The sequence below is a fragment of the Streptomyces glaucescens genome (genome assembly GCF_002154375.1).
GTDB classification, from domain to species: Bacteria; Actinomycetota; Actinomycetes; order Streptomycetales; family Streptomycetaceae; genus Streptomyces; species Streptomyces glaucescens.
Window position 1 is genome coordinate 1 of the sequence record NZ_MUND01000254.1, and the last position, 12,975, is coordinate 12,975.

A 12,975-nucleotide genomic window follows, 5' to 3' on the forward strand; every position below is an offset into this window, starting at 1 on the left:
TCCAGCTCCGGGCCGATGGAGACCAACTCCATCGGCCCGGAGCTGGAGTGGGACGCCGACGCCTGGCGCGAGGTGCGCACCCGTGCCCAGCGGGCCGGCCGGGCCTACATATGGCTGAACCTGGTGGAACAGCGTCTGCGCGCGGTCGTGGCCGCCGTCCTGCGCCCCATCTACGAACCCGTGCACGGCGACGGCTGGGTGGTCGCCGCCGCCGGACCGGCCGGCCAGGAATGGGTGCAGCGGGCGGTGGCGGTCCGCGAGGTCAGCCGCCGCAAGGGTTATCTGCTCGACCCGGCCGACGACAACGTCCTCAGCTTCCTCACCCTGCCGCAGCTGCGCGAGCTGATGGTGCAGCACTGGCCGTGCTTCGAGCCGTACGTCGACGAGCGCCGGGACGTGGAACTCGCCCTGGACGAGCTGGAGGTCACCCGCAACGTCGTCTCCCGCAACCGGGCCCTGTCCGAGGCCGTGCTGAGCCAGGCCGAGCGGGCCTCGGCGCGGCTGCTGGAGATCCTGGGCGCGGGCGGCGACGTGCCGTCGGCACGCCGGCTGCCCGTCGACGCGGTCGAGGACCTGGTCGGCGACCGGTACGCGGACGTGGTCGCCGTGCACCCGGACCGGGTGCGGCTGCTGCGCCAGTTCCCGGCCGAGGACATCTTCGGCAACGCCCGCCGTCTCGACGCCATCGGTATCGGCCTCAACCTGCTCGTGCAGAACTTCTCCGGGCGGCGGCTGGTCCGCCTCGCCGAGGCCGGCTGCCGGGTGCGGCTGCTCTTCCTCAATCCCGCCTCCAGCGCGGTCAAGCGGCGCGAGCGCGAACTGGGCATCAAGCGCGGCGAGCTGAGCCGGGCCGTGGAGATGAACATCCTGCACATGCGCCGGGTCCGGGCCCGGCTGCGCGACCCCGGCGCCTTCGAGATCCAGGTGTTCGACGAGACTCCGCGCTTCACCGCCTATCTCGTCGACGGGGACGGCTCCGACGGCATCGCGGTCGTGCAGTCCTATCTGCGCCGCACCCGCGGCATGGAGGCACCCGTGCTGGTGCTGCGGGGCGGCAGCCGGGTGGTCAGGGCGGACCAGCCGGACGGGGCGTGCGACGGCGGCCTCTTCCCCACCTACCGCGAGGAGTTCGAACTGGCCTGGGCGGATTCACGTCCTGTGTCCTGAATGTCGCAAGTGGTGGGACATGGGGCCGATGTGGCCCCGGTAAGCGGAGTGCGGGCCACCGATTGTCAGTGGCGCATGCGAGGGTGGAGGCCACTGGGGGAAAGCACCACCGAGGAGGGGACCACCCATGGGCTGGCACCGGGAGCTGCTGATCGGCTTCGACCTGGAGACGACCGGGACGGATCCGCACACGGCGCGCATCGTCACGGCCGCCGTCATCGAGGTCAGGGACGGGCAGCCCCTGGGCCGCAGGGAATGGCTGGCGGACCCGGGGGTCGAGATCCCGGCCGACGCCGTCGCCGTGCACGGCATCAGCAACGAACGCGCCGCCGCCGAGGGACTCCCCGCCGACCGGGTCGCGGACGCCGTCGCCGACGTCCTCGCGGGGTACTGGAAGGCGGGCGTCCCGGTCGTCGCCTACAACGCCTCCTTCGACCTCACCCTGCTCTCCGCCGAACTGCGGCGGCACGGCCTGCCCTCCCTGCGCGACCGCCTCGGCGGCCTGGACCCGGCCCCGGTCGTCGACCCGTACACCATCGACCGCCGCGCCGACCGCTACCGCCGCGGCAAGCGCACCCTGGAAGCCGTGTGCACGGAGTACGGCATAGCCCTCGACTCCGCCCACGACGCCTGTGCCGACGCCCTGGCCGCCGCCCGGCTGGCCGGCGCGATAGCCGACCGGCACCCCAAGATCGCGGCCCTCGGCCCGGCGGAGCTGCACCGCCGCCAGATCGAGTGGTACGCCGAGTGGGCGGCGGACTTCCAGGCCTTCCTGCGCCGCAAGGGGGACCCGGCGGCGGTGGTCGACGGCATCTGGCCCGTGCGGGAGCTGACGGACGAGCGGGTCTGACCCCGCCGCGCGCACGCGGGCGACCGCACCTCAGAACGGGTACCAGCGCACCGTCTCGTCCCCGTCCCGCAGCGACGCCACCCGCCGCTCGAACTCGGCCAGTGCCTTCGGGTTGCTCGGCGCGTGCTGAGCCACCCAGGCGCAGCTGGCCGTCTCCCGGGCGCCGCGCAGCACCGCACAGCCCTCCCAGGCGCGCACGTCCCAGCCGTAGGTCTCGGTGAAGGCGTCGTACGCCTCGGCGGGCAGGCCGTAGCGGTCGCGGGAGAGGGCCATCACCACCAGATCGTGCTCGCGCAGGTCGGCGGAGAAGGTCTCGAGATCCACCAGGACCGGCCCGTTTGGACCGATGTGCACATTGCGGGGCAGCGCGTCGCCGTGGATCGGCCCCGGCGGCAGCTGCGGGGTGAGGGCCGCGGCGGCCGCCGCGAAGCCGTCCCGCCGCTCACGCAGATACGCCGCGTCCGCGGGGTCGATCGCCGCGCCGGCCAGGCGCAGCCAGCGTTCCACACCGCCCAGCAGGTCGCGGGACGGCAGGGCGAAGGGGGGAGAGGGCAGTGCGTGGACGATCCGCAGCAGTGCGGCCAGATCCCGCGGCTCGGCGGGCCGCACCGGATCGGGCAGCCGGTGCCACACCGTCACCGGGTGCCCCTCGACGAGCAGCGCCTGAGGCCCGGCCGCCCGCACCGCGGGGACACCGGCCTCTTCCAGCCATCCCGCGATGTCCAGCTCGCGCCGGGCCCGGTCCAGCAGCTCGGCGTCGCGGCCCACCTTGACGACCAGGTCACCGGAGGCGAACACGGCGTTCTCGCCCAGCGCGAGCAGCCGGGCGTCCCGCGCCGCGCCGGGCAGGACTCCCGCACCGGCCAGTACGTCCCGCGCCCGAGCCTCGTCCATCGTCCGCCTCCGTCTTCCGCCGTCTTCCGCCGTCTTGCGTCATCGAGCCGGGGTGGCCGGTTCTCGCCATCCCCCGGCCAGTCTCGCATCCGCACAGGTGGGGCCGCGTGCGCGGTGCCTTGACGACGCAGGACGCCTTCACGACCATGACGGAGGCCCGCCGGGCCCAGGCCGTCACGACCCGTGCGAAGGAGCCGATGACGTGACTTCGGTGACCGAGGCGAGGCGCGCGGCGAAGAGCCCGCCGAGCCGGGGGCGCCCGCGGCGGGGCGCCGGCCACGGCGCCTGGTTCCTGGTGCTGCCCGCCCTCCTCCCGATCCTGGTGCTGAGCGTCGGACCGCTGCTGTACGGGGTGCTGCTCGCCTTCACGGACGCCCAGTCGGGCCGCACCGAGCCCACCCAGTGGATCGGCGGGCTGAACTTCACCGACCTGGCCCGGGACACCCTGTTCTGGGAGTCGTTCCGGATCGGCCTGGTGTGGGCGGTCGGGGTGACCGTGCCGCAGTTCCTGCTGGCGCTCGGCCTCGCCCTGCTGCTGAACCAGAACCTGCGGCTGAGATGGCTCGCCCGCGCCCTCGCCATCATCCCGTGGGCGATGCCCGAGGTGGTCGTCGGCATCATGTGGCGGCTGGTCTACAACCCGGACGCGGGCATCCTCAACGAGACCCTGCGAGACCTGGGCCTCGGTGACGGCCGTGACTGGCTCAGCGGGCTCGGCACCGCCCTGCCCGCGGTGATCGTCGTCGGCGTCTGGGCGGGGATGCCGCAGACCACGGTCGCCCTGCTCGCCGGCCTGCAGAACACCCCGCGTGAGCTGCACGAGGCGGCGGCCCTCGACGGCGCGGGCGCCTGGCGCCGCTTCCGCACGGTGACCTGGCCGGCCCTGCGCCCGGTCGCCCTCGCCATCACCGCCCTGAACTTCATCTGGAACTTCAACGCCTTCGCTCTGGTCTACGTGCTGACCAACGGCGGCCCCGGCGGTCGCACCCGGCTGCCCATGCTCTTCGCCTACGAAGAGGCCTTCCGCTACGGCCAGTTCGGGTACGCGGCGGCGATGGGCTGCGTCATGGTCGCGGTGATCTCGGTGCTGCTCGCCCTGTTCCTGGCCGGCCGGCTCAAGGGAGGTGACGAGGCGTGAGGACCCGCACGAGCGCCCGGATCGGGCAGTACGCGGCACTGCTCGCCTATCTGCTCTTCCTCGCCCTCCCCTTCCTCTGGCTGCTCTCCACGGCCTTCAAACCGCCGCGCGAGCTGGGCAGTCTGCATCCCACCTGGATCCCCGAGGACCCCACCCTGGCCAACTTCCGGCAGGCCTTCGACGAACAGCCGCTGCTGCGGGCGGCCCTCAACTCGCTGCTCGCCGCGGCCGGAGCGGCGGTGGTCGCGGTGTTGATCGCCACCCCGATGGCCTACGTCATGGCCCGGCACCGCACCCGGCTGGCGCGGGCCGCGACCGGCTGGGTCGTGGTCAGCCAGGCGTTCCCGTTCGTCCTGGTGATCATCCCGCTCTTCCTGGTGCTGAAGAACCTGCGGCTGATCAACTCCCTGCCGGGGCTGGTCCTGGTGTACGTGGTGTGGGCGCTGCCGTTCGCGCTGTGGATGCTCGTGGGATACGTCCGGGCGGTGCCCACCGAGCTGGAGGAGGCCGCCGCGGTCGACGGCGCCGGGCGGCTGCGGACACTGGTGTCGGTGACCGGCCCGCTGCTCGCACCGGGAATCGTGGCGACGGCGCTGTTCGCGTTCATCACCGCGTGGAACGAGTTCTTCTTCGCGCTGGTCCTGCTCAAGTCCCCGGAGAAACAGACGCTGCCCGTGATCCTCACCCACTTCATCGGCGCGGAAGGGGTCGCCGACCTCGGCCCGCTGGCCGCCGCCGCGTTCCTCGCCACCCTGCCGTCGCTGGTCGTCTTCGCGGTCATCCAGCGGCGGATCACGGGCGGCATGCTGACCGGGGCGGTGAAGAGCTGATGCGCACCAGGCTCACGGCCGTGCTCCTCGCGGCCCTCCTGCTGCTCGCGGGCTGCTCCGGCGGCGGGGACGACGAGGGCGGGGACGGCCGGGTCACCCTCCGCTTCCAGTCGCTCGCCTGGCAGCAGGAGTCCGTGGCGGCCACGAAGGACCTCGTGGCCGAGTGGAACGCCGCCCGCCCGGACATCCGCGTCGAGTACGTCCAGGGCAGCTGGGACAGCGTCCACGACCAGCTCCTCACCTCCTTCGAGGGCGGCGAGGCGCCCGACGTCATCCACGACGCCTCCGACGACCTCGCGGACTTCGCGTACGGCGGCTATCTCGCCGACCTCACCGACCTGCTGCCCGAGCGGCTGAAAGCAGACATCCCGCCACGCACCTGGGAGACGGTGACCTTCGGGGACGGCATCTACGGGGTGCCCTTCCTCCAGGAGCCCAGGGTGCTCATCGCCAACGCGACCTGGCTGAAGGAGTCGGGCGTGCGCATCCCCACGCCCGAGGACCCCTGGAGCTGGGCGGAGTTCCGCACCGTCACCCGGCAGTTGTCCGGGGACGGGAAGTACGGGGTGGCCTGGCCGCTGAAGGACCCCGTATCCGCCACCCTCAACCTGTCGCTGTCGACGGGCGGCCGGCTGTTCCACCGGGGTCCGGACGGCAAGGTCACCGTACGCTTCGAGGCGGCCGACGCGGTCATGCCGCGCACGGTCCACGACCAGGTCGGCACCGACCGCAGCGCCTCGCCCACCACCCTCGGCAGCGGCGGCTCGGACACCCTCCCCGGCTTCTTCGGCGGCCGGTACGCGATGGTCCCGCTCGGGTTCTCCTACCGCCAGCAGATCGTCCAGCAGGCCCCGGAGGGCTTCGACTGGCAGGTGCTGCCCGCCCCGGCCGGCGCCGACGGGCTCGCCCAGGGGGTCAGCCCGCAGACGCTGTCCATCGCCGAGGACAGCCCGCACAAGAAGGAGGCCGCCGCGTTCCTCGACTTCCTGCTCCGGCCGGAGAACATGGTGCGGCTCGCGCTCGGCGACTGGATGCTGCCCACCGGCACCGAGGCGCTGAAGGACCCAGCCCTGCACACCGCGGAGCACGACTGGGCCACGGGCACCGCCCTCGCCGGCCGTCTCCGCTCGGCGCCCGCCCAGTCGGTGCGGGGCTATCCGGAGTGGAAGGACAAGGTGGCGACACCGGCGTTCCAGGAGTACTACAGCGGTGCGATCGGCCTGGACGAGCTGCGCCGACGCCTGGAGAAGGACGGCAATCTGGTCCTGGCACGCTACCAGCGGTAGCGGCAGCCCGCCGGTCCCCGCGGCAGCCCTGCCGGCCCGCGCGGGACTCGCGGCCCCGAAATCCGGTTGTCCGCCGCCGTCCCGCGCCCCTAGCCTCCTGTCCGTGGCAGCTTTCAACGCGATCTACGCCTCCGGTCTCGGCCGGGGCTGCGTGCACACCTGGCGTGTGCGGCGCGGCCTCGGAGCCCTGACCGGCCCCGGGAGCCGCACCCGCTGATCGCCGGCGGCGTCCTCGCTGCTCTCCTCCTCTGTCTTCCGGTCAGGGCCTTCGGCTGCCCTTTTCCCCCTTCCGGAAGACAAGGACGCAGGCCATGGCCCGCCCCTCCCGCGTGTCCCGCACGCTCTCGCAGAACTTCCTCGCCGACCGCGCCACCGCCGACCGGCTCGCCCGGCTCGCGGTCCCGGACGGCCGCACCGCGCCGCTGATGCTCGAAGTGGGCGCGGGAAAAGGCGCGTTGACAGCGGCGCTCCTCCCGCGCTGCACCCGGCTGCTCGCCTATGAGATCGACCCGCGGCTGGTGCCCCGGCTGCGCGCCCGCTTCGCGGACACGCCCCGGGTGCGGGTGCTGGCCGGTGACTTCCTGGCCGCGCGGCCGCCGCGCACCCCCTTCTCCGTCGCCGGGAACGTCCCCTTCTCCCGCACCGCCGCCGTGGTCGACTGGTGTCTGCGCGCCCCCGCCCTGCGCGACGCCACCCTGCTCACACAGCTGGAGTACGCCCGCAAGCGCACCGGCGACTACGGCCGCTGGAGCCTGCTCACCGTGCGCAGCTGGCCTCGCTACGAGTGGCGGCTCGTGGCCCGGATCGACCGGTCACGGTTCTCGCCCGTGCCCCGCGTGGACGCCGGGGTGGTGCGCATCGAGCGCCGCCGCACGCCGCTGCTCGACCCGGCCGCCCTCGAAGGCTGGCGGATGCTGGTGGAACTCGGTTTCTCCGGGGTGGGCGGCTCTCTGCACGCCTCGCTCCGCCGGGCCCACCCCCGGCGGCGGGTGGACGCGGCCTTCCGGGCGGCCGGGCTGGACGCCGGGGTGCTGGTGGGGGAGGTGGCGCCGGAGAGCTGGCTGCGGCTGCACGCGGTGCTTGCGGCCCCCTAATGCTGTTGCACGAGACGTCTCGTCTCGTCTAGTCTCGGTGCCATGACCACCACCCCCGCCCACATCGCCATGTTCTCCATCGCCGCCCACGGCCATGTGAACCCCAGCCTGGAGGTGATCCGGGAACTGGTCGCGCGCGGGCACCGAGTGACGTACGCGATCCCGCCCGTCTTCGCGGACAAGGTCGCCGCGACCGGCGCCGAGGTGAAGCCGTGGAACTCCACACTGCCCTCGCCCGACGCCGATCCCGAGGCCTGGGGCAGCACCCTCCTGGACAACGTGGAGCCCTTCCTGGACGACGCCGTCCAGGCCCTGCCCCAGCTCGCCGCGGCCTACGAGGGCGACGAACCCGACCTCGTGCTGCACGACACCGCCTCCTACCCGGCCCGGGTCCTCGCCCACCGCTGGGGCGTCCCCGCGATCTCGCTGGCGCCCCACATGGTCGCCTGGGCCGGGTACGAGGAGGAGGTCGCCGCCCCGATGTGGGAGGAACCGAAGAAGACCGAACGCGGCAAGGCGTACTACGCCCGCTTCCAGGCCTGGCTGGAGGAGAACGGGATCGATCAGCACCCCGACGACTTCACCGGCCGCCCCGCCCGCTCGCTCGTCCTCATCCCGAAGGCGCTCCAGTGGAGCGCCGACCGGGTCGACGAGACCGTGTACACCTTCGTCGGCGCCTGCCAGGGCGACCGCGGCACCGAGGGCGACTGGCAGCGCCCCGCCGGCGCGGAGAAGGTCGTACTGGTCTCGCTGGGCTCGGCCTTCACCAAGCAGCCGGAGTTCTACCGCAACTGCGTACGGGCCTTCGGCGACCTGCCGGGCTGGCACCTGGTGCTGCAGATCGGCAAGCACGTCGACCCGGCCGAGCTGGGTGACGTACCGGCCGATGTCGAAGTCCACAGGTGGGTCCCGCAGCCGGCGATCCTGGAGCAGGCCGATCTGTTCGTCACGCACGCCGGGGCGGGCGGCAGCCAGGAAGGACTGGCCACGGCCACCCCGATGATCGCCGTACCGCAGGCCGCCGACCAGTTCGGCAACGCGGACGTGCTCCAGGGCCTCGGTGTCGCCCGGCACCTGCCCACCGAGGAGGCCACCCCCGAGGCACTGCGCACGGCCGCCCTCGCCCTCGTCGACGATCCGGAGGTCGCCCGCCGGCTGAAGGACATCCAGGCCGGGATGGCCCAGGAGGGCGGCACCCACCGAGCCGCCGACCTCATCGAGGCCGAACTGCCCGCCCGGCGGCGTCAGCCGTAGGTCTCAGGCGTACGCCGTGGTGTCCAGGCGGGCCTTGTAGATGACCGCGCCCTCACGGGCGCGGGCGACTCCGCTGACGTTGAAGTGGACGTACTCGGTGCCGAAGACATTGCCGCCCTCGATCGCGCCCGTCCACATCTGCTCGCCGGAGGAGTGCCGTACGTACGACTTCACGTACCGGCGCGAGTGCAGGCGCGTCCTGGTCATCGACGCCTTGTCCACGGCGTACACCCCGTAGGTGTCGGTGACCAGGAGGCGTCCGGGACGCTGGTGGTCGGGCTGGAGGTCGTGCGCCCGGGTGAAGACGTCCAGGCGGCGCGCGGTGTCCTCCACCAGCTTCGCCGAGCCGGCCGTCGTGACGATGCGGTAGGCGGTCAGCCGCTTGCCGCCGCTCACCCACATCCGCTCAAGCCGCGGGTCCCACAGCAGACCGTGTGCCTGGTGGAACGGGATCGGGCTGCCCGCCCGCACCAGCGAACTCGCATGACTGTTCGTCGGACGGAACACATGCAGGCTGCCGCCGGTCGCCGCGCCACCGCCACTGCCGTGGCTGCGCCCGGCGACGACCACCACACCGGTGCCGCGGGCGCGTTCGATGCTGTGCGGATAGTTCTTCACGCTCGCCGACCACAGCAGCTTCTTGTCGCGGCGCCGGTAGATGCTCGCCGTGCCGGTCGTCGAAGTGCCCGTCACCGCGAGCAGGATCTCCCCGTCGCCGTCGGTGGCCCGGAAACGGTGCTCCATCGGATGGCCCGAACCGGCCGGATTCAGCGACCACTTGACGTTGCGGTCGGTGAACGGCTTGTTCCGGTCGAAGAGGTGGATCCTCCCGGAGTTGACATCACCGATGAGCACGTCGAACGGGGCCGGCGCGGCGCTCGCGGGCGGCGCGGCGAGCAGCCCTGCGGCCGGTACGGCCACCGCCCCGGCGAGCGCACCCTTCAGCAGGCCTCTTCTGTCCATGTGCCGTCCTCCCCCTGGGTCGACGAACAGGTCGTCGGTCGGTGAGCCAGACGGAGACGACGGCCCGCCGGTTCCCCGGGAACCGGCGGGCCTGGGACCGAGGGCGCGGAATCAGACCTTCAGCGGTTCGCCCTCGTCGTCCCGCGCCGGCCGCGCCGCGATCGCCTCCGGTGCCTCGTCGTGCGTGAGGTCCGGCAGCCGGTTCAGCCACCGCGGCAGATACCAGTTGCGCTCGCCCAGCAACGCCATCACCGCGGGCAGCAGCACGCCGCGGATGATCGTCGCGTCGATCAGCACCGCCGCCGCGAGACCGACGCCCATCTGCTTCATGGACTGCATGGACAGCGTGCCGAAGATCGCGAAGACGGCGACCATGATGACCGCGGCGCTGGTCACGACCCCGGCCGTGGTGACCACCCCGTGGCTGATCGCGTCCTTCGTGGTCCGGCCGCGCAGCCGCGCCTCGCGGATCCGCGAGACCACGAACACGTGGTAGTCCATCGACAGGCCGAACAGGATCACGAACAGGAACAGCGGCAGCCAGCTGACGATCGCGCCGACGCCCTCCGCGCCCACCAGCGAGGCACCCCAGCCGTGCTGGAAGACGGCGACCAGGATGCCGTAGGCGGCACCCACCGACAGCAGGTTCAGCACGATCGAGGTGATCGCGACGGTCAGCGACCGGAACGACAGCAGCATCAGCAGGAAGGCGAAGACCACCACGAAGACGAAGACCGGCACGACGGAGCCGACGAGCTGGTCGTTGAAGTCCTTCGAGCCCGCGACCTGCCCGGTGATCGGCGCCTCCACGCCGTCGACCCTGCCCAGCGTGGCCGGCCGGACCTCGTCGCGCAGCGTGTCCAGGCTCTCGCCCGCCTTGTCCAGATCGGAACCGCCGACCAGCGGGACGGACACGAGGGCGATGTTCCGCTCGTCGTGCAGCCTGATCCCGACCGGGCCACGGGAAGCACCCGAACTCACGGCCCGCTCACGGAAGTCGGCGAGCGCGTCGCGCACCTCGGGCGCGTTGATGTCGGCCGCCCTGACGACCACCTGGGCCGGCTCGGAGCCGCCCGGGAAGGCCTCGTTGACCCGGTTGTACGTCTGCACGATCGGCAGCGAGTCGCCGAACTCCTGGTCCAGGGTGAGGTTCTGCGTCTTCATCCCGACCGCCGGAGCCGCGATCGCCAGCAGCGCACCGGCCGCCACCAGCACCGACAGCACGGGCCGGGCGAGCACACCCTTCAGTACGGCGGTCCAGAACCGGCTCTCCCCGCCTCCGCCGTGCCGCCGGCGCGACAGGAACGGGATGCGGCCCTTGTCGACCCGCTCGCCCAGCAGCGACAGCAGCGCCGGCAGCACGGTCACCGAACCGACCATCGCGACCGCCACCACGATCAGCGACGCCAGGCCCATCGCCTCGAACTCGGCGAGCCCGGTGAACAGCATGCCCGCCATCGCCACGCACACCGTGACACCGGAGACGACGATCGCGCGGCCACTGGTCGCGGCGGCGATCCGCAGGGCCGTGTGAGCGTCCCGCCCGGCGGCCCGCTCCTCGCGCTCGCGGCGCAGATAGAACAGGCAGTAGTCGACCCCGACGGCCATGCCCACCAGCAGCATCACCGAGTTGGCCACGTCGCTCATCGGGACCACGTGGCTGACGAGGCCCATCAGACCCATCGTCGCCATGATCGCGGTGACCGCCAGGAGCACCGGCAGCAGGGCCGCCACCAGCGCGCCGAAGGCGATCAGCAGGATGCCGAGGGCCACCGGGACGGCCGAGTACTCGGCCTTCTTGAAGTCGTCGCCGAACGCGTCGTCGAACGTCTTCATCATGCTCGCGCCGCCGATCTCCTCGATCCGCAGCGCCTCATGGTCCTTCTGGACCTCCGCGACGGCCGCCAGCACGGGCTCCACCCGCTCACCCGCGGTCTCCGCGTCGCCGCGCATGTCGAACCGCACCAGCGCGCTGCGGCCGTCCGCCGAGATCGTGTCCGTGTCGTACGGGGAACCGACGTCGGTGACCCGGCCGGTCGCGTCGACCGCCCGCACCACGGCGTCGACGGCGGCGCGGAACTCCGGGTCGGTCGCCTTCAGCCGGCCGTCCTTCGACTGGATCAGTACCGTCTCCCCGGCCGGCTCCTCGATCCCCGCGTCCTCGATGATCTTCGCCGCGGTGTGCGTCTCGCCCTTGAGCTGGTCGCTGTCCTTGACGTCGACCCGGCCCGCGGCCGAGCCGAGCCCCATCGCCACGACGACGAACAGCACCCAGATGCCGACCGCCGCCCAGCGATGCCGGGCGCTCCAGCCCCCGGCCCGGGCGGCGAACCCCCGCACCCGTGTGTCCCCGCGTCTCCTGCCGGTCCCCATGACGGTCCCCATGCCGGGCTGCCCTCCTGTGCGGTGGCAGCCCCCTGCCGCCACCTTCCGTCTCGAAGCTATGGGCGGGAAACGGCCATCTCGTCGTGCTGCCCGGTGAAGCCCGGAGCGCTCCGTTACTCCCCTCGGCCCCCCGGGTCTCGCCCCCGAGGAGGACACCGGTCCCTTACACCTATCGGGACATCCCTGAGACGTCCGGTGACACCGCGTCGGAGTTGCGGATCGCGCAACCTCGTCGGACACGTCACAGAGGCGTGCAGTGGTTGATCGACAGCCGGTCCATCGGCCAGAGTTTCACGCAACCCCGCCGCCCGGACGGCGACCGCCGTGCCCGCCCCCACGGGGCACGACGACCGCCTAGGGTGGCGGGGTGACGACGTATGCGGCGCTGTTGCGCGGAATCAACGTGGGCGGCAGCAAGAAGATCCCGATGGCCGATCTGCGCACCCTGCTGGAGAGCCTCGGCCACGACGGCGTCCGCACCTACCTCCAGAGCGGCCAGGCCGTGTTCGTCTCCGCACACGGAGACGAGGACACCCTGGCCGCCGGACTGACCCGGGCGATCGAGAAGCGGTACGGCTTCCCCGTGGACGTCATCGTGCGCGACCACGCCTACCTGAAGCGCGTCGCCGACGCCTGCCCGTTCCCCGCCGCCGACCTGGAGCCCAAGCAGCTCCACGTCACCTACTTCTCCGCCCCCGTCGACGAGGAGCGCTTCGCCGGCATCGACCGGGAGTCCCACCTCCCCGAGGAGTTCCGGCTCGGCGACCGCGCCCTCTACCTGTACGCCCCCGACGGCCTCGGCCGCTCCAAGCTCGCCGACGTCCTCTCCCGGCCCCGCCTGACCCAGGGCCTCGTCGCCACCACCCGCAACTGGAACACCGTGCTGAAGCTGGTCGAACTCACCGCTCCTCGATGACGGAACCCCACGGCGCGCCCGTTCGTCCTCACCGACGAGGCCGGACCGCCGGACGACGCAGACGGAAGCGAGGGGCCATGAGCACGAACGACCCGAAGCTGCAGACGACTTTGGCCGACGGACGGCGGCTCACCCTGTCGCTCCCGCCGACGGACGCGCCCTGGGCCGCCGACGGCGTCGCGGGCCTGCGCCCCGTCC

The 12,975-nt window shown here is 72.5% G+C and carries 10 protein-coding genes and 1 pseudogene; 8 read left to right on the forward strand and 3 right to left on the reverse strand.

What is annotated here, in order from left to right:
* Both CCN42_RS17690 and CCN42_RS17695 read left to right on the forward strand, forming a co-directional pair.
* A partial coding sequence (locus CCN42_RS17690; protein ID WP_245877333.1) for an SAV2148 family HEPN domain-containing protein occupies positions 1–1,167 on the forward strand: 1,167 nt, incomplete at its 5' end.
* A 127-nt stretch (positions 1,168–1,294) separates the two neighbouring features.
* Complete coding sequence (locus tag CCN42_RS17695; RefSeq protein WP_086736884.1) at positions 1,295–2,017, forward strand: 3'-5' exonuclease; 723 nt, start codon at positions 1,295–1,297, stop codon at positions 2,015–2,017.
* A gap of 30 nt (positions 2,018–2,047) precedes the next feature.
* On the opposite strand, the gene CCN42_RS17700 is transcribed toward CCN42_RS17695, so the two are convergent.
* The gene (locus tag CCN42_RS17700; RefSeq protein WP_086736886.1) at positions 2,048–2,911 is read right to left on the reverse strand and encodes a phosphotransferase enzyme family protein; all 864 of its coding nucleotides are present in this window, start codon (positions 2,909–2,911) and stop codon (positions 2,048–2,050) included.
* Positions 2,912–3,113: 202 nt separating this feature from the next.
* On the opposite strand from CCN42_RS17700, the gene CCN42_RS17705 reads away from it, so the two are divergent.
* The 5 genes and pseudogenes from CCN42_RS17705 (at position 3,114) to mgt (ending at position 8,513) form a co-directional block, all read left to right on the forward strand.
* On the forward strand, positions 3,114–4,049 hold the full coding sequence (locus CCN42_RS17705) for a carbohydrate ABC transporter permease (protein WP_086736887.1): 936 nt from the start codon (positions 3,114–3,116) through the stop codon (positions 4,047–4,049).
* On the forward strand, positions 4,046–4,879 hold the full coding sequence (locus tag CCN42_RS17710) for a carbohydrate ABC transporter permease (RefSeq protein ID WP_086736889.1): 834 nt from the start codon (positions 4,046–4,048) through the stop codon (positions 4,877–4,879). The genes CCN42_RS17705 and CCN42_RS17710 overlap by 4 nt, the downstream gene beginning before the upstream one ends.
* The gene (locus tag CCN42_RS17715) at positions 4,879–6,165 is read left to right on the forward strand and encodes an ABC transporter substrate-binding protein (protein WP_086736891.1); all 1,287 of its coding nucleotides are present in this window, start codon (positions 4,879–4,881) and stop codon (positions 6,163–6,165) included. The genes CCN42_RS17710 and CCN42_RS17715 overlap by 1 nt, the downstream gene beginning before the upstream one ends.
* Positions 6,166–6,476: 311 nt before the next feature.
* On the forward strand, positions 6,477–7,259 hold the full coding sequence (gene erm / locus CCN42_RS17720; protein WP_086736893.1) for an ErmE/ErmH/ErmO/ErmR family 23S rRNA (adenine(2058)-N(6))-methyltransferase: 783 nt from the start codon (positions 6,477–6,479) through the stop codon (positions 7,257–7,259).
* Positions 7,259–8,513 (forward strand): annotated as a pseudogene (gene mgt, locus CCN42_RS17725) (macrolide-inactivating glycosyltransferase). Before erm ends, mgt begins: the two are co-directional and overlap by 1 nt.
* Before the next feature lie 3 nt (positions 8,514–8,516).
* On the opposite strand, the gene CCN42_RS17730 reads toward mgt, so the two are convergent.
* Entirely contained in the window at positions 8,517–9,476 is a 960-nt protein-coding gene (locus CCN42_RS17730; RefSeq protein ID WP_086736897.1) for a hypothetical protein, read from the reverse strand.
* Positions 9,477–9,587: 111 nt separating this feature from the next.
* Positions 9,588–11,861, reverse strand: coding sequence for an MMPL family transporter (locus CCN42_RS17735; protein WP_245877334.1), 2,274 nt, complete (start codon positions 11,859–11,861; stop codon positions 9,588–9,590).
* Between the two features lie 367 nt (positions 11,862–12,228).
* Between CCN42_RS17735 and CCN42_RS17740 the strand changes: the two genes are divergently transcribed.
* Positions 12,229–12,777: a DUF1697 domain-containing protein gene (locus CCN42_RS17740; protein ID WP_086736899.1), complete on the forward strand. Its 549-nt coding sequence runs from the start codon at positions 12,229–12,231 to the stop codon at positions 12,775–12,777.
* Positions 12,778–12,975: the final 198 nt, after the last annotated feature.